This window comes from Longimycelium tulufanense (genome assembly GCF_014645795.1).
GTDB classification, from domain to species: Bacteria; Actinomycetota; Actinomycetes; order Mycobacteriales; family Pseudonocardiaceae; genus Longimycelium; species Longimycelium tulufanense.
The window spans coordinates 90,227-106,757 of sequence record NZ_BMMK01000003.1; the positions used below are offsets into that span (position 1 = coordinate 90,227).

Here is a 16,531-nt window from a genome sequence, read left to right on the forward strand (position 1 = left end):
ACGGAGCGGGCGGCCAACCCGGCGCGGTCAGACTACTGCCAACTGCAGCGCGGGATCATCCCGCAGGATGCGGTCGTGCAGCTCGGCCAACCCGCGGGCGGGTTCCAGGCCGTGCGTGCTGACTATCGACTCCCGGGCCGACCGGTAGATGGCCAGGGCTTCGACTGTCCGTCCGCTGCGGTGGAGAGCGAGCATGAGCTGGGCTGTGGTCCGGGTCCGTCCCGGGTGATGACCGACCAGCGAGGTCAGCTCCGGAATCAGCTCCTGATGGCCGCCGGAGGAGAGCATCAGCTCGTTGCGGGCCTCCAGCACGTGGAGCCGCAACTCCTCCAGTGGGCGGACCAGCAGCTCCCGGGAGCGTTCCGGAGTCAGGTCGGCCAGCGCCGAGGTACCCCGCCACAGCGCCAATGCCCGATCGTACCGCTCGATCGCGCGGTCGCCGTTTCGCGCCGCGGCTTCGGCGGCGAGGCGCCGGAACTCGTGCGCGTCCACCTGGTCAGGGCTGCCACGCAGGACGTACGACCGTCCCATCGTGCGCAGTTCCACATCGGTGGTGGGAATGCGGCGGAGCTGGCTCCTGATTCGCGACACGTGTGCCTGCACGTTGCCCGCCGCTGACTCCGGTACGTCGTCTCCCCACAGGACATGCGCGATCGAGCCGATCTGGACCGGCTTGTTCATGTGCAGCACCAGCGTCGCAAAGACCAGCCGGCGTTGGTTCGGTCCAAGCTCGGCCTCGCCCCGGTCCGACAGGAATCGAAAAGAGCCCAGGACCTCGAACCGCATCGATTTCCCCCATTTCCTCGTGTACGGGAGGCACCGTCACACGGATACCCGCTCCGCAAACCGCCTCCCACCGGGTGACCACGCCGTCCGGGCGTGTTCACCAGTGGGTTTACCCGCGTGCGGGTTGTCCGGCGTCGGGTATTGGACGCCGGACAACAGGAACCGGATAATGGCACGAGAGGGGGTGACGCCGGTGCCGAGGCCGGAGCGGTCGTTGGATGCCGACGCGACAGCATTGACACGGTTCGCGGCTGACCTTCGGTTGTTACGGCAGAAGGCGGGTACTCCGACCTATCGTGAGCTGAGCCACCGGGTGCACTATTCGGCGACCACGCTGTGCGATGCCGCGGGCGGCAAGAAACTCCCGAGCCTGGCGGTCGCGCTTGCGTACGTCCGAGCCTGCGGCGGCGACGAAGGCGAATGGGAGCAACGCTGGCGCGCGGTCGCCGCCGAGTCGAATACCAACGGCGCTTCGGCGGAAGCCACCGCGACCGAATCGCCCTACGTCGGCCTCGCCGCCTTCGGGACAGCCGACGCGGATCGTTTCTTCGGCCGGGAGTGCCTGGTCGACAACCTGACGTGCCAGCTGCGCAGCGGTCGTTTCCTCGCCCTGTTCGGGGCGTCCGGGGCCGGAAAATCCTCGCTGCTGCGCGCCGGGTTGATCCCGCAGCTCCAGGACGCCGGGTGGGAACACCTGCTGCTGACCCCCGGTGCCCACCCGCTGGAAAACTGCGCAGCACAGTTGGCCCGGCTCACCGGCAACACGGCACACCAGCTCTACCTCGATCTCGACCGAGACGAGCGGGCACTGCACCGGGTTGTGCTCCAAGCGCTGACCGATCGGCCACAGAGCGTCGACCTCGTGCTGATCGTCGACCAGTTCGAGGAGCTGTTCACCCTCTGCCGCGATGACGCCGAGCGCGACCGCTTCGTGGCCATGCTGCTGGCCGCGGCGGAGGCCGCGAACAGCCGCGCCCGGGTCGTGCTCGGCGTCCGCGCCGACTTCTACGGTCGGTGCGCCCTGCACCCCGGTCTGGCCCGGGCCGTCAACGCCGGCCAGCTGCTCCTGGGGCCGATGAGCACCGACGAGCTGCGCCGCGCCATCACCCAACCCGCGGCCCGGTCCGGCTGTACCGTCGAGGGCGCGCTGCTGGCCCAGCTGGTCGCGGAGGCCGCGGGGCGGCCCGGCGTGCTGCCCCTGCTCTCGCACGCGCTGCGGGAGACGTGGGCGCGCAGACGCGGAACCGCCCTGACCCTGACTGGATACCAGGCGACCGGCGGCATCCCACACGCGCTCGCACTGACCGCTGAGCGGGCCTACCAAGACCTGACCGAACACCAGCGGGAGATCGCCAGATCTTTGTTCCTCCGCGCCGTGGCCCCGGGCGAGGGCACCGAGGACACCAAACGGCGGATCGGTCTCGACGAGCTGGACACCGAGGACCCGGACACCGCGGCCGTGGTCGAGGCCCTGGCTGCCACCCGGCTGCTGACCGTGGACACCGACACGGTCGAGCTGTCCCACGAGGCCCTGATCACCAGTTGGCCGCGGCTTCGGAGGTGGGTGGAGACCAACCGGGAGGGACTGCGCGTCCACCGCAGGCTTACCGAGGCGGCACAGTCCTGGGCCGCGACCGGGCAAGATGCCGCCCTGCTCCACCGGGGTAGCCGACTGGCCGCTGCCCAGGAGTGGGCCCGGGACAACCCGACCGCCGTAACCGCCCTGGAGCGGGCGTTCCTCGACGCCAGCCGGGACGTCGAACAGCAGCGGGGCCGACGCCGGCGCCTGCTCACCGTGCTCGGGGTCCTCCTGGTCCTCCTGGCAGTGGCGACCAGTGTCGTGGCCGTTCACCAGCGGCGGATGGTGGAGGCCCAGCACCGGCAGGCCCAGTCGCGCGCCCTGGCCGCCAAGGCGATGGCCATCCTGGGGGTGCAGCCGGAGGCGGCGGTGCGGCTGGCTACCCGGGCCTTCCGGCTCTCCCCCACCCGCGAGGCACGCAGCGCGCTGCTCACCGCCGACTCCGGGCCGTTCGCCGCTCGGCTCGTGGGGCACACCGACCGGGTCACCGGCGTCGTGTTCAGTCCCGACGGCAACCAGGTCGCCACGAGCAGCAGGGATCGCACCGTGCGACTGTGGGACCGTGGTCACCGCCGGGAGGTCGCACGGTTCCAGGGACACACCGACGCCGTGCAGGACGTGGCCTTCAGCCCGGACGGGACCCTGCTGGCGAGCGTGGGTGACGACGGGACCGCCCGACTGTGGTCCGCGACCGAACGGCGCGAGGTTACGGTGCTGGGCACGGGCCTCGGCCAGGTGTACCGGGTCAGGTTCAGCCCGGACGGGCGGCTGGTCGCCGGCGCGGGACAGACTGGCGTGGTGCACCTGTGGGACGTGGGCAGCGGGGCGCGGGTCACCGACGTACCCACTGGATCCACGGGTGTGAATGACCTGGCGTTCAGCCCGGACGGGCGCACCCTCGTCACCGCCGGTGCCGACGGCAAGGTCCGCCTGTGGGACGTCGAAACCCGGACCGAGACAGCGGCCATCGCCGCCCACGGCAATGGGGCCACCAGCGTCACCTTCTCCCCCGACGGCCATCTGCTGGCCACGACCGGCTTCGACTGGACGATCCGGCTGTGGGACGTCGACACGCGGCAGGAGCGGACGACAATCGCCACGGACTTCGGGGGTGTACCCAGGATCGCGTTCAGCCCGGACGGCCAAGTGCTGGCCACGGCGGGCGGTGGCGGTGGGAAGGGCATCAACCTCTGGGAGATCAGCAGCAGGCGGAAGATCACGAGCCTCTCGAGTGACGCACTGACCTCCGCGATCGCCGTCAGCCCCGACGGAGCGACCGTGGCCGGCGACTCCGGGGACTACAGCGTGCGGCTGTGGCACACCCGGGGAACCGCGCTGCGGTCCAGCCCGTTCGCAGCCTTCACTGGCGTCGCGTTCAGCCCGGACGGCGAGATCCTCGCCACCGGGCGGACCGACGGCACACTCCGACTCTGGGACGTGCCCGCCCGACGCGAGATCGGCGTCTTGACAGGCTCGGACCGGCCCCTAGGTGGCGTCGCGTTCAGCCCCGACGGAACGACCGTGGCGGCCGGCGTCCAGGACGGAACGGTACAGCTGTGGGACGTGGTCAATCGCACCGAGATCGTTACACTCCGCGGGCACGGTGGACCCGTCGTGGCGGGCGTGGCGTTCAGCCCCGACGGCTCGCTCCTGGCAACCACGAGCACCGACGGGACCCTGAAGCTGTGGGACGTCGCCCGCCGCGTCGAAGTCGCCACCATCCCCAGTCCCACCACCCACTTCACCGAAGTGAAGTTCGCGCCGGACGGGCGGACGGTGGCCACCGCCGGGGAGGACGGTGTGGTGCGGCTGTGGGACGTCGACACGCATCGCGAGCTCGCCATCCTCCACGGGCACACCGCCCCCATCCTCGGCATGGAGTTCCGGCCGGACGGGCGGGTCCTGGCGACCGCTGGCGCCGACCAGACCGTGCGGACCTGGGATCTGGTCGAGCACCGGGAGCTGGCCACGCTCACCGGCCACACCGGACCGGTCGAGGGCCTGGCGTTCAGCCCAGACGGCCGCACGGTCGCCTCCACCGGTTACGACCGGACGGTGCGGTTGTGGGACACGGTCAACCAGACCGAGATCGCCACTCTCAGCGGACACACCGACCTCGTCGTCGGCGCGGAATTCGATCCGGACGGTACGGTCCTGGCCACCACCGGCCTCGATGGCACCACGCGGTTGTGGCGGCTCGACGCGGACCAGTCGGCCGTCCGGCTGTGCCGCCTGGCCGGTGACAACCTCACCGACGACGAGTGGCGGCGGCTCACCCCCGACGCCCAGCTCGACCCGGGCTGCCGGTCGGCGGACTGATCGTCCCCTTGTTCCACATCGACACCGAACACGGCATGTCATCCCCGTGGGAAAGGGAAAAACGCCTACGTAGGTGACAAGCGACTAACGTCGACCGTGCCAGGCCGCGCGGCGCGGATCTCGGTCGCGTACCACCCGGCAACGTTTCCGGGAGGAAAAGACCATGTCTGTGGACCAGCTTGGGTTCCGTTCTCCCTCAAGCCAGCTCATACCCGTTGTTCCCACTGCTCGTACCGGGGGCTGTCCGGTTGACCAGCGCCCCGCCACAGATGGCAACCTCGACGTGGCCAAGCCGAAGATTCGGACAGAGCCGCCATGTCCCGAATTGACCTTCAACGGGCAACGGCGCAGAGGCGACACAAAAACCGTAGAGCCCCCAGAACTCTTCAGCCCGGAGCGTGAACGACGTGACCACCCTTCTTCCTACTCTCTGTTGCAGGTCGAGCAAGCTGCAGCACGGACACGTGCTGAACGGGATCGCCCGATTGTGAACTGAACCGGCTTTCCTGCAGGGCAAAGGTTTTTTCGGATAGCCGCCGTGATCGCCCTCCCGCCGGGCCGCCCGTCGTTGGTATGATCCAGACGGCTTGTGGTTGCGCCTAGGGTTCCGCGACGGCCCTGCCTCTCCGCCATGACAACCAGGGTGCCGTTGGACTGGACCGAGCGGCGCCAGGGCCGAGGTCTCGGCCCCACACCTGATGGGACAAAAACCCCGAGGGCTTCCCTATCAGCCTGCCCGCCTTCCGGCCGGGCCGGACCCAGGGAGGTATTCTCCGTGGACCCCGTCAGGACCGTCAACCACGCATCCGCCGAACGGGCGGCCTGGTTATGACCAGCCTTGGCAGCGGTGCAGTGTTGGCCTCCGCAGGGATACTCGCCGGACTGGTCGGCACCGCAGGCGGCGTCACCTCCCTGATCTCCTACCCCGCCCTGCTCGCGGCGGGCCTTCCTGCTCTGTCAGCGAACGTGACCAACAATGTTGCGCTCGTCGCATGCTGGCCCGGTGCGGCCCTCGCATCCCAGCCTGAGCTGGCCGGGCAAGGACCGTGGTTGCGCCGCTGGCTGCCGCTCTCCGCGCTGGGCGGCGCGGCGGGCTCGATGCTGCTGCTGTCGACCCCTCCGGGCATCTTCGCCCGCGTCGTTCCGTTTCTGGTGGCCGTGGGCTCGTTGGCCCTGCTCGCCCAACCCTGGCTCGCCGCCCGGCACCAGAAGCACCGGCGCGGCCGTACGCAAGGAACGCGCGGCGTCGTCCTTCCGTTCGGGCTGATCGCCACGTCGGTGTACAACGGCTACTTCGGTGCCGGGTCCGGCGTGATGATCCTCGCCCTTCTCCTGATCACTGCCTCGCCCAGCCTGGCCACCGCCAACGCCTTGAAGAACATGCTCATCGGTTCCGCGGCGTTCATCTCCGCGACCACCTTCGCCGCCTTCGGGCCAGTGGACTGGGCGGCCGTCGCACCCCTTGGTGTGGGCATGTTCGTTGGCTCTACGCTCGGGCCCCGGATCGTGCGTTGTCTCCCCGCCACCCTGCTGCGCTGGCTGGTGGGCGTGATCGGCATCATCCTGGCGATCCGGCTGTGGATTGCCCCGAGCGGCTGATCCACAGCCGGATCGCGTCTTCTGGTGTGCCACCCACTGCGCAACCTGTCCGACCCGGTGCGCGCCGCGGTCGGTCGCGCCGGCCGGTGCCAAGACCCGCCGGCTTCGCCGAGCTGTCCCGGCGAGGGAGGCGCCGGAGCGAGCTCAACTCCCGTTGTGCGCACCGGAGCTCCCACTCGGCAGGGCGCGCAGCAGGAGCTGCGCTAGATGCTCGGCGCGTCGGATGTCCCGGACGCCGCTCTGGCCGATCTGGGTCCGGCACGAGAACCCGTTCGCCAGGACGGCCGTGCCGGGGGACGCCGCCCGCAGCGTGGGGAAAAGTCCGCGCTCTGCCGCGGCGCGGGAGACCTCCCAGTGGCCAGGCTCGTAACCGAAGTTCCCGGCCATGCCGCAGCAGCCAGTCCGTACGACGTCGACCGCCACCCCCAGCCGGGCGAGCACGTCGGTCTCGGGCCGGTGCCCGTGGCCCGCCTCTTGGTGGCAGTGCGGCTGGAGTACGGCCGATCCGTTGAGCCTGCCGAAGGGCCAGGGGCCCTGGTGTCCGGCCACCACCTCGGCCAGCGTGCGGACCTGGTTGGGCAAGCTCCGCACGGCGGCGGAGTCGGGCAGCAGCTGCGCCGCGGTCTCCCGAAGTGCCTGGGTGCAGGAGGGCTCGACACCAATGATGGTGCGACCCGCGCGCAGGTGGCCCTCCAGAGAGCGCACGGAGCGGGCGAGGACCTCGCGCGCCACCTTGAGCTGGCCGGTGGAGTACCAGGTGAGTCCGCAGCAGACGGGCCCGTCGGGGAGCGCCACGCGGTAACCCAGCGCCTCAAGGACCTGTGTGGCTGCCTGTGCGCCAGCCGGGTCGAGGAAGTTGCTGAACGTGTCGGGCCACAGCACGACGGTGCCGGACTCGGGGGCTGACGCGCGGGACCGCGTGCGGCGGGCGAACCACCGACGGAAGGTCTGCGGCGGAAGCGATATCAGGGGCCGGCGCGGCTCAAGACCGGCCACTACGCTCAGCCACCGGGACGGTGTCGGCCGGCTGGTCAGCCAGTTGAGCATACGAGGTGCCACGGAGGCGATCCGGGCGAGCACGGGTAGCCAGCCCAGTGTGTAGTGCGCGCGCGGCCGCAGCCGGAACCGGTAGTGGTGATGGAGGAACTCCGCCTTGTAGGTGGCCATGTCCACGTTGACGGAGCACTCGCTCTTGCATGCCTGGCAAGCGAGGCAGAGGTCGAGTGCGTCGCGTACCTGTTTGGAGCGCCAGCCGTCGGGGAGCGTCTCGCCGCGCAGCATCTCGCTGAGCACCCGCGCCCGACCCCGGGTGGAGTGCACCTCGTCCTTCGTCGCCTGGTACGAGGGACACATGGTGCCGGAGGCGTCGCGGCAGCTGCCGACTCCGCTGCATCGCTGCACGGCCCGGGCCAGCGAGTCCGAGTCGGCGTGCAGCCGCTGGACCAGTGGTAGCTCCAGGCGGTCGCGGCCGGGGCCTGGCCGGATGTCCGCGTCGAAGGGCACCGGGTTGACGATGATGCCCGGATTGAGTACCCCGGCGGGGTCCCAGATGTTCTTGAAGGCGGCGAAGGCACCGAGGAGCTCGGGGGAGTAGGTTCGCGCAAGCAGCTCCGACCGGGCCCTGCCGTCGCCGTGCTCGCCCGAGGCGCAGCCGCCGTGTGCCACCACGAGCTCCCCTGCCGCGGCGATGAAGTTCCGGTAGCTCGCCATACCGTGCTTGGACTCCAGGTCCCAGTCAATCCGCACGTGCAGGCAGCCTTCGCCGAAGTGTCCGGTGATGGTGCCGTTACAGCCGTGCTCGTCCATCAGGAAGTGCAGGTCCCGCAGATAGCTGGCGAGCCGCTTCGGTGGGACGGCGGAGTCCTCCCAGCCGGGCCAGGCGGCCCGTCCGTCGGCCATCCGGGTGGCGGTGCCGGCACCGTTGCGGCGGATAGCCCACAGTGCGGCAATCTGCCCGGGGTCGGTGGTGACCCGGCCGGGCACACCGGCCTGTCGGGCGAGCCGTCGGGCGTCCGAGACCGCGGCGGCATCGTTCGCACCCTGGACCTCGCAGTACAGCCAGGCCCTACCAGAGGGCAGCAGCTCGAGGCCCGGGGCGCGGCCGGGGCGCGATCGTAGTGCCTCGACCAGCGGAGCATCCAGGCCCTCCACCGTCAGTGCCCCGGCCTTGGCCAGCATGGGGGCGCACTCGGCGGCGGCGTAGACATCGGGGAAACCGAGCACCAGCAGGACACGGGCGGGCGGCACCCGAGTGAGCCGGAGTCGGGCGCCGAGCACAACCGCGCAGGTGCCCTCGCTGCCTACCAGGGAACGGGCGACATGGAAGCCCTTCTCGGGAAGCAGTGCGTCGAGGTTGTATCCCGATACTTGGCGGGTAAAACGGCCGAGTTCCGTGCGGAGCGCCGCGAGATACCGGTCGCGCAACTGCCGCAGCCGCAGGTCGATGTTGGCGTCTCCGCTGCCGCCGCGGGTGGCGCTGAGCACGCGGCCGTCGGCGAGCAGCAACTCGAGCCTGTCGGTGATGTCTGCCGTGGTGCCCCAAGCCACCGAGTGCGGGCCACACGCGTGGTTGCCCACCATGCCGCCCACGGTGCACCGGGAATAGGTGGACGGATCGGGGCCGACGGTCAGCCCGTGTGTGGCCGCGTGCTGGCGGAGCGCCCCGAGCACCACGCCGGGCTCGACGGTGGCCGTGGCGCCGTCCGGGTCCAGCTCGATGATCCGATTCATATGCCGGGAGAAGTCGAGAACCAGGCCGGTGCCGACAGCGTTTCCGGCTACGGATGTACCCCCACCGCGGCAGGTCACCGCGACGCCGTGCTCGGCGGCGATGCGCACGGCGGTGACCACCTCCGTCGTGTCCCGCGGCTCGAACACCGCCGCCGGCATGGCGCGGTAGATCGAGGCGTCGGAGGTGTAAGCGGCGCGGGTCGTCAGGTCGATGCGGGCCGTGGGCAGGCGGGAGCAAAGGTGACGGGCGAAGTCGTTCACGGGGTACACCCCCTCTCGAGCACGCCGTCCCGGCACAGCCACAGCGGTGGAGGGGCTAGCACTCGCAGCACGCCCACGACCGCGACGACGGCAGGCGGGGCGGGAGAGCCCGCCCCGCCGATGCTGCTGTCGACGCCCTGGAGCAGCATCACCTTCTGCCTCCGATCAGCAGCACTCCCTGCTCGGCCTTCAATCCGACCAACGGGGTCACCCTTTTTGGCAGGCGGTTGCGTCTGCCAGCGCGGAGCCCAGCCGGGTGAGCCCCTCGTCCAACTGCTCGGCCGGAAGGGCGAATGAGAGCCTGATGTGCCCCGGAGCCCCGAAGGCCGCGCCGTCCACCACGGTGATCCGGTGCTTGTCGCGGAGCCATCCGGTAAGGTCGCGGCGCGCCTGCTCGGGGGCGTGGTCGGCCAGCCAGCCGGTCAGGTTGGGAAAGAGGAAGATCCCGCCCCCTGGTTCGGGACAACTGACCCCGGGCAGCTCTGCCAATCGACGCCGGGCGAGCACCAGCTGGTCCGCGAGGACCTTGCCGATCCCGGCCTGGATGGCCTCGCCATCCCTCAGAATGTCAGCCGCGATCGACTGGACCGCCGTCGACGTCCCGCCGAGCAGGTGCGAGGCGACGGCGGCCACGCGACGAGTGAGGCCCCCCGCGGTGATCGCCCATCCGGCGCGCAGCCCGGCGAGCGCGTGGCTCTTGCTGAGGCCGTCCACCACGACGCAGTGGTCGGGCAGGTGCGGGAGGACGTCGAGGATCGAGGGGGCCGGATCCGCGGTACAGGCCACGCCTCGGTACACCTCGTCGCACAGCACGGTGATTCCGTGGCGCTCGGCCCACGCGGTGGCGGCGGCGAGGTCTTCCGCCGGGGTCACCGCACCGTCGGGGTTGCGTGGAGAGTTGACCACGAGTACTCGGGTGCGTGGTGTGCGGTGCGCCTCCAGGGTGTCGAGGTCGATGCGCCCATCACCCACCTGGGCTGGCAGTGCGACGATGCTTCCGCCGGACCGCTTCACCAGTTCCGGGTAGCTCGCCCAGTACGGGGTGGGCAGCAGCACCTCGCCGCCGTCGTTGAGAAGGGTGGCCAGCACGGCGTAGATGGCGAGCCGCGCCCCGGGCGCGACCAGCACCTGTGTTGGGTCGACTTGGCCGCCGGCCGCGGCAACCCGACCGGCGACCGCTTCGCGCAGGTCCGCGGTGCCGGTGGGGGCCTGGTATGTCTGGTCAGCGCGCAGCGGTGCGCGTGCGGCGCCGCTCTGCGGATGGACCGGGATGCGGACGTCACCCGTAGAGAGCACCACCAGGCCGCTGTCTTGGTGCACTGCTGCGGTGGGGGACATGGCGGTCACTTGCGCACCGCCTCATCGCACAGCAGGCCGACCGTTGGCGTCCGGCCTGCCAGCCGGTCCCGAACGAGCTCGGCGACCCGGCGCCGGCTGCTCGCCTCGGCATCCTCGGACAAGAAGGCGCGATGGCTGGTCACCACGGTGGCCGGATGCTCGAGCACCGGCTGCCAGCGCGAGTCGTCATGCGGGTTCTCGGGGAAGAAGACATCGAGTCCCGCGCCCGCGATCCAGCCCTCGTTGAGCGCCTTGCCGAGGGCGACCGGGTCGATCAGCTTGCCGCGTGCCGCGTTGAGCAGGTACGCGTCCGGCCGCATCAGGCGCAGTTGGTCGGCGCCGATCATCTGTTCGGTCTCCTGATTCAGCGGACAGTGCAATGTCACCGTGTGCGACCGTTGGAGCAGTTCCGCCAAAGTGTCGACCGCCTTGGCGCGGTAACCCTCGGGGAGATCACGCCCAACGTGTGGGTCGTAGACGAGGACCTGGCCGTAGAACGCGCTGAGCTTGGCCGCGACAGCCCGACCGATCCGTCCAAAGCCAACAATGCCGAGCGTGCGGCGGCTGATGCGGTTCGGGGTGCCGCCTGCGTAGATGGCGAAGGAGCCACTTTTCAGCGTCTGGTGCTGTGGAATCAGCCGTCGCTCCAAAGCGAGCCCCAACGACGCGGTGTGTGCGGCCACTTCGTCCACGCAGTAGTCCGGCACGTGGTAGCCGAACAAGCCGCGCTCAGTGAGCAGCGGGACGTTCAGATTGTCAATGCCGACGCCCTGCCGGACGATACCGCGCAGCTGATCGCCGGCGGCGTCGAGCAGCTCGGGCGTGACCTGGCAGCGGTAGACGACGAGAATCTCGCTGCCCGCGACCCGCTCCAGCAACTCGGGGCAGTCGATCCGGTAGCGCCCGTCGGCGTGCGGGCCGAAACGCAGGTCCACGTCCCCGCCCAACACCTCGTGCTCCACCGTGGCCCGACCTGCGTCGAACCTCCCGTCCGCGACCAGCCACGGCGGATCGGTGTAGGTGACAGTATGTGCGTTCATCGTCGAGCCTCTATCTCTGTGTTTCTTCTGCCTGTTCTTCTTGGCCGACTCGCGGCGGCAGTCGGCCCGGCCGGTGTCCGGCCTTGGTTACCTGGCGTCGTACGAACGGGCGAGGACCGCCCGCGGACCCCTTGCTTCAGGAGCTGAGCGCTGCCAGCGCGTCCTCGACCGTGACGACCCGCGGGTTGTTGCCGGCCCGGCCGGAGTCCAGGGCCGCGTCCAGGATTGGTGCCCACTCGCGCGGGGCCAGCCGTAGGTCGGCCAGTGACTGCGGATAGCCGCCGAGTCCCAGCAGTCGTTCCAGCAGCGGCTCGATCGGGCCGCCGGTCTCCCGAACCGAGCGCTCCTGAACGTCGGAGACCAGGCCGCTCAGTCGTTCGGGGCCGTCGGGATGCCGGCAGTCGTCAGCCTCGGCCGCCTCGTTGTAGCCGAGAAGCCAGCGCAGATGTAGGGCCACGGCCACCCCGTGGGTGATGCCGAGACGCGCGGTCAGGCTGTAGGAGAGCGCGTGCGCGGCGGTGGTCCTGGTCTGGTTGATGGCCGCGCCCGAGAGCGCCGCACCGACGGCGAGCCGCCCGCGGATCTGCGGGTCGGCGAAGGAACCATGCTCCGCCACCGCGCCCAGCGCTGGGAACAGGTCCTGAAGAGCGCCCTGGGCAAGCTGCCGGGAGCCAGCCGTGGCAGCAGCGGCCCAGTACGACTCGATGGCCTGGCTCAGCGCGTCGAGACCGCTCGCCACAGCGCTCGGGCTGGGCAGCGACGCCGTCAGATCGGGGTCGACCAAGGCGACGTCGGACCGCAGCGCCGGATGGTCAAGGGAATATTTCTGCTCGCCTATGTACACCGTCGCGAAACTGGTCAGTTCGCTGCCAGATCCCGAGGTGGTCGGTACGAGCACGAGCGCACAGTCCTCGCGCATGCCGAGCAGCGCCGGATCGCGCAGGCAGTCGTACGTAACGGCCGGCTGCCGGTACAACGCCGCCGCCGACTTGGCCACGTCCAGGGAGCTACCCCCGCCGATGCCGACGACGGCATCGGGGCGGAACTCCCGAGCCGCCGCCACCGCCGCCTCGACCGTGGCGAGGTCTGGGTTGGGGCGAACCCCGCCGAACCGCCTTACGGCTAGGCGGCCCTCCAGCGCGACCACCGCGGCTTCGGCCCCGCAGCGACGGAACGCACCGCCACCGTGGACCACCAGGACGCGGCGCGCACCGAGCGCGTCGAGCACCTCGGGCAGCCGGCCAAGAGCACCGGGGCTGGCGAAGGCAGCCGGGTGCCCGGGCAGCCTGCGCAGGTCGGCCGAGGCCAATCCGGGCAGCACATCGGGTGTCTGCACCGGGTCGCATGCCGCGGCCATCACGCACCCCCTGCGCAGCTGGCGGGATTGCCGAGCGCGACCGGCTCGACGCCGTACCACTCGTCGTCGGTCGCCACCGCGGATGTCATATGATCCCCTCCGCGCGCCACGGCGCCGAGGCACCCAAGACAGCCGTGAACCGCCGGTGGATGTCGCCTGCGCTCACTGCGGAGGTGGCACGGGGCGGGGCCGCGTCCACACTCGGCGCAGTCCGGACCGCCAACAGATGCGGCCCGGGTTCTTGGGCGATGCGGACGACGGCCGCCTTGAGTTCGGACTCCGTGCGACATAGCTCGTGGGTGCGGTACCCCGTGGCGCGGCCGAGGGATGCGAAGTCCACCCGCGTGGACCGGGTCGGCTGGGCGCCGGTCGACTCGTAGACGCCGTTGTCGAGGATGACGTGGACGAGGTTCGCGGGCGCCGAGGCACCGATGGTGGACATCGAACCCAGGTGCATCAGGGCACCACCGTCACCATCGAACACCACGACGTGCTTCTGTTCGGGCCGGGCGAGGGCGATGCCGAGGCCGAAGGCCATGGCGTGCCCCATCGAGCCCTGCATGTAGAAGTTGCGGTCCGCATCCCCCAGCGCGAAGAGTTCCCGCGCGGTGTACCCGGTGGTGGCCACCGTCCGCGCGTCCGGCAGCCCCTCGAGCACCAACCGCATGACGTCCCTGCGCTGCAAGCGCTCCTCGGCGGCCAAGTCGGGCGGCAAACAGGGTTTGGCCGAGCCAATCGCGCCCTTCTGCACCAGGACGAACGCCGGCCGGCCCTGGGCGAGCTCGGCCATGGCGGGCGTCAGCACCTCGTCCAAGACCGTGCTGGTCTCCCGCAGCGTCCAGTGCCGCACGCCCATTGCGTCCAGCATTGGGTGCGTGGACGTTCCCATGACAGCGTGCTGCGGCTCGTCCTGCCCGGGATCGGGCCACCCGCGCAGCGTCATGAAGACCAACACCGGGATGTCGTACGGAATCAGGAGCGAGGTGAGCGGGTTGATGAGGTTGCCGAATCCGGAGTTCTGCGCCAAAACCGCGCCGCGCCGTCCGGAGGCCGCGGCACCGGCCGCGATCGCCAGGGCCGCGCCTTCGTTGGCTGCCGGTACGTATCGGTTCTGCTCGGTGAGCTGGGCGATGGGGCCGGTGAAGTACGAACAGGGCACGCCTGTCACGAAATCCACGCCGTGCGCGGCCAGGCTCGCGGTGAAGTCCTCTGGTGTGATCATGAGTCGAGCGCGGTCCACTCCTGAAGCTTCTGCAGCCGGAAGACTTCAGCCATCGGTGCGATCTCGTCCTCCACCGGGGTGGAGGTGCCCTTCTCCCGGATCAGCTTCAGGGTGCTGCTCACCGCCTGCACCGTCGCGCGCAACGCCTGGTTGGCATAGATGATGACGGAAACACCCGCGCGGTGGGCGTCCTCTGCGTGCCAGTCCGGATAGGTGGTCGGCACGATGACCACGGGAACCCGGCCGTCCCAGGCGGCCAGGAACTCCTGCACCTCCGAGGGGGCCTTGGCCTTGGAGTGCACCAGAACGGCGTCAGCGCCCGCATCCGCGTACATCTTGCAGCGTCGCAGCGCCTCGTCGGTGCCCATTCCGGCGATCAGAGCTTCGGTGCGGGCGATCAAATAGAACTCGGGACTCTCCTGGACAGACTTGGCGACCTGGAGCTTGCTGCAGAAGGCATCCGCGTCCAGGAGCAACTGCCCCCGGTCCACGAAGCTGTTCATCTTCGGAAAGTGCTTGTCCTCGATGCAGACAGCGGTGATGCCCATCCGCTCGTATTCACGCACCATGTGCGCGACATTCATGTTCCCGCCAAAACCGGTGTCCACATCTGCAACCACTGGAATGCTGCAAGATGCCTGGATCTGGGCCGCTGCGGCGAGGTAGTCAGTCATCGTCAGCAAGCTCGCGTCCGGCAGGCAGCGCGCCGCCGAAATCTCCAGGCTCGACGCCCATACGGCGTCGAATCCGGTCTCCTGCACGAGCGCGGCCCCCAGTGGGCTGTGCGCACCCGCGAGGCGGACCAGTCCTCCTCGGTTCATCACCTGGCGGAACGACGGGGAACAGGTAGAGCTACTGAGCATGGGGTCAATCTCCGGTTATGACTGCGTACTTTGGGCGGACGCGTTCGCGCGTCAGTACCACTGGCGGTCTTCATTGAGCAGCCGCTCGAGACTTCCGGGGTGCATCGAACCGAGCGCCACCCGCGCCTCGACGCCGATGCGGCCGGCGATGCGCAGGGCCAGCAAGCGAGCGGCGGACGCCTGTGCGGCCGGTGCGCTGTCGACTGTGAAGGACGTGGGGATGAACGGCATGACATAGGCCGAGTCGCCCGGGGCAAGCCGTGCCTCGTAACGCTTGCCCAGGTACTCCCACCGCATCGTCATCGGCGTCTCGCCGACGTTGTAGAGGTACTGGTGCTGATGCGTCGAGATCGCTGCGGCGTCGCTGTCCCGCAGCGGCTGGATTTCCAGGGCACGTGTGTACGGATGCAGCTTGTTTCCAGCCAACTGCCGCACCGAGTAATCAGCCTGCTGCGCCGATGGATATAGCCACCGACGGCTGTCAACGGCCCTGACCAGACTGATTCCTCCTGGCGAGTCCGGCGAGACCGGAAGCAGATCGCGAACCGAAACCCGCAGAGCCGCCGCAAGGGACTCGATTTCGGAATATGACGGAATCGCCGCACCTTCGACGAGCTCGGTGATGCGATCCTGTGTGACTTTGGATCGTTGTGCCACTTCCGCCACGGAAAGCATGGCCGCATCGATGTGCGAACGCAGCAGTCGGATCTGCGTTGTCCACGGGTTCTCGTCCCAGGCGAACTTCCTGGCGGTGCTGGGTCCTAAAGCAGCGAGCTCATGCTGGGCGTCACCCATGAGCTCACCGCCATAGGTCAGGGCGAGAATATAGGCTGGCTCGCTGTCGTTACGAGCAGTGAAGGTATGCGGCGAGAACGGCAGACCCCAAATCGAGTCACCGGTTTCCATACGTAGCACATGGGACTCACCGTTCCATCGGTAGTAGTAGTTGACGGGGCCGACGAAATAGGTGAACTGGTAGAGAAGGTGCCCCTTGTTCCAGTGCACGTTGGGGTTGTTCGGATCATCGTCGTCGACCACCGACAACATCCTGATCCACTCGGGTCGGAAGGACGCGAGCCGAGACATGGCGGTGTCGCGGTACTCGTAATAGTCGATGTCTTCACGCTGGAACACCCGAGACGAGGACTTCGACGCCGCCACGTCGAGGACTATGACCCCCTCGGGGCAGTCGTTACGCACCGGCAACAGATCGCGTTCGTTCAGCGGCCAAACGGCGGCCGCCTTGCTGTGCACGGAACCCGGGATCTCGTGCCGTCCGGAAAAATACTCCTGGATCTGCTCCTCGGTGACGCCGAGCTCCTCGGCGCTCGCAGCCGTGTTGCGCTTCAGGTCGTTGGCAGCGCTGCGCAACAGCGCACCGGCGCGACGTCGGAAACCTTCGTCGTCGACTGAATGTACATTCACCTGAGTCCTCCC

General features: G+C 69.4%; 10 protein-coding genes. 2 read left to right on the forward strand and 8 right to left on the reverse strand.

Annotation, left to right across the window (positions count from 1 at the left end; genetic code table 11):
* Positions 1-27: 27 nt before the first annotated feature.
* Complete coding sequence (locus IEY55_RS05150) at positions 28-786, reverse strand: AfsR/SARP family transcriptional regulator (protein WP_189054483.1); 759 nt, start codon at positions 784-786, stop codon at positions 28-30.
* 169 nt (positions 787-955) lie between these two features.
* Between IEY55_RS05150 and IEY55_RS05155 the strand changes: the two genes are divergently transcribed.
* Together IEY55_RS05155 and IEY55_RS05160 are read left to right on the forward strand one after the other, a co-directional pair.
* On the forward strand, positions 956-4,684 hold the full coding sequence (locus tag IEY55_RS05155) for a WD40 repeat domain-containing protein (RefSeq protein ID WP_189054485.1): 3,729 nt from the start codon (positions 956-958) through the stop codon (positions 4,682-4,684).
* Between the two features lie 852 nt (positions 4,685-5,536).
* Entirely contained in the window at positions 5,537-6,283 is a 747-nt protein-coding gene (locus tag IEY55_RS05160) for a sulfite exporter TauE/SafE family protein (protein WP_229686072.1), read from the forward strand.
* Between the two features lie 144 nt (positions 6,284-6,427).
* Here IEY55_RS05160 and IEY55_RS05165 read toward each other — a convergent pair whose 3' ends face one another.
* The 7 genes from IEY55_RS05165 to IEY55_RS05195 form a co-directional block, all read right to left on the reverse strand.
* The gene (locus IEY55_RS05165) at positions 6,428-9,274 is read right to left on the reverse strand and encodes an FAD-binding and (Fe-S)-binding domain-containing protein (RefSeq protein WP_189054488.1); all 2,847 of its coding nucleotides are present in this window, start codon (positions 9,272-9,274) and stop codon (positions 6,428-6,430) included.
* 207 nt (positions 9,275-9,481) lie between these two features.
* Positions 9,482-10,612 carry a pyridoxal phosphate-dependent aminotransferase gene (locus IEY55_RS05170; protein ID WP_189054837.1) on the reverse strand — a complete coding sequence of 377 codons (1,131 nt, stop codon included), beginning with the start codon at positions 10,610-10,612 and terminating at the stop codon, positions 9,482-9,484.
* Positions 10,613-10,617: 5 nt separating this feature from the next.
* Complete coding sequence (locus IEY55_RS05175) at positions 10,618-11,652, reverse strand: C-terminal binding protein (RefSeq protein WP_189054490.1); 1,035 nt, start codon at positions 11,650-11,652, stop codon at positions 10,618-10,620.
* Positions 11,653-11,788: 136 nt separating this feature from the next.
* Entirely contained in the window at positions 11,789-13,009 is a 1,221-nt protein-coding gene (locus IEY55_RS05180; protein WP_189054492.1) for a phosphonoacetaldehyde reductase, read from the reverse strand.
* 85 nt (positions 13,010-13,094) lie between these two features.
* Entirely contained in the window at positions 13,095-14,231 is a 1,137-nt protein-coding gene (gene aepY / locus IEY55_RS05185) for a phosphonopyruvate decarboxylase (protein ID WP_189054494.1), read from the reverse strand.
* Positions 14,228-15,094 carry an isocitrate lyase/phosphoenolpyruvate mutase family protein gene (locus IEY55_RS05190; protein ID WP_308424722.1) on the reverse strand — a complete coding sequence of 289 codons (867 nt, stop codon included), beginning with the start codon at positions 15,092-15,094 and terminating at the stop codon, positions 14,228-14,230. The genes aepY and IEY55_RS05190 overlap by 4 nt, the downstream gene beginning before the upstream one ends.
* A gap of 51 nt (positions 15,095-15,145) precedes the next feature.
* The gene (locus IEY55_RS05195) at positions 15,146-16,519 is read right to left on the reverse strand and encodes a helix-turn-helix domain-containing protein (protein ID WP_189054496.1); all 1,374 of its coding nucleotides are present in this window, start codon (positions 16,517-16,519) and stop codon (positions 15,146-15,148) included.
* Between the last annotated feature and the right edge of the window lie 12 nt (positions 16,520-16,531).

What these genes read in the sequence shown, in the direction of transcription:
- IEY55_RS05150 (WP_189054483.1), bottom strand. Translation starts at nt 786, where the DNA reads ATGCGGTTCGAGGTCCTGGGCTCTTTTCGATTCCTGTCGGACCGGGGC.
- IEY55_RS05155 (WP_189054485.1), top strand. Translation starts at nt 956, where the DNA reads ATGGCACGAGAGGGGGTGACGCCGGTGCCGAGGCCGGAGCGGTCGTTG.
- IEY55_RS05170 (WP_189054837.1), bottom strand. Translation starts at nt 10,612, where the DNA reads ATGTCCCCCACCGCAGCAGTGCACCAAGACAGCGGCCTGGTGGTGCTC.
- IEY55_RS05175 (WP_189054490.1), bottom strand. Translation starts at nt 11,652, where the DNA reads ATGAACGCACATACTGTCACCTACACCGATCCGCCGTGGCTGGTCGCG.
- IEY55_RS05180 (WP_189054492.1), bottom strand. Translation starts at nt 13,009, where the DNA reads ATGGCCGCGGCATGCGACCCGGTGCAGACACCCGATGTGCTGCCCGGA.
- aepY (WP_189054494.1), bottom strand. Translation starts at nt 14,231, where the DNA reads ATGATCACACCAGAGGACTTCACCGCGAGCCTGGCCGCGCACGGCGTG.
- IEY55_RS05190 (WP_308424722.1), bottom strand. Translation starts at nt 15,094, where the DNA reads ATGCTCAGTAGCTCTACCTGTTCCCCGTCGTTCCGCCAGGTGATGAAC.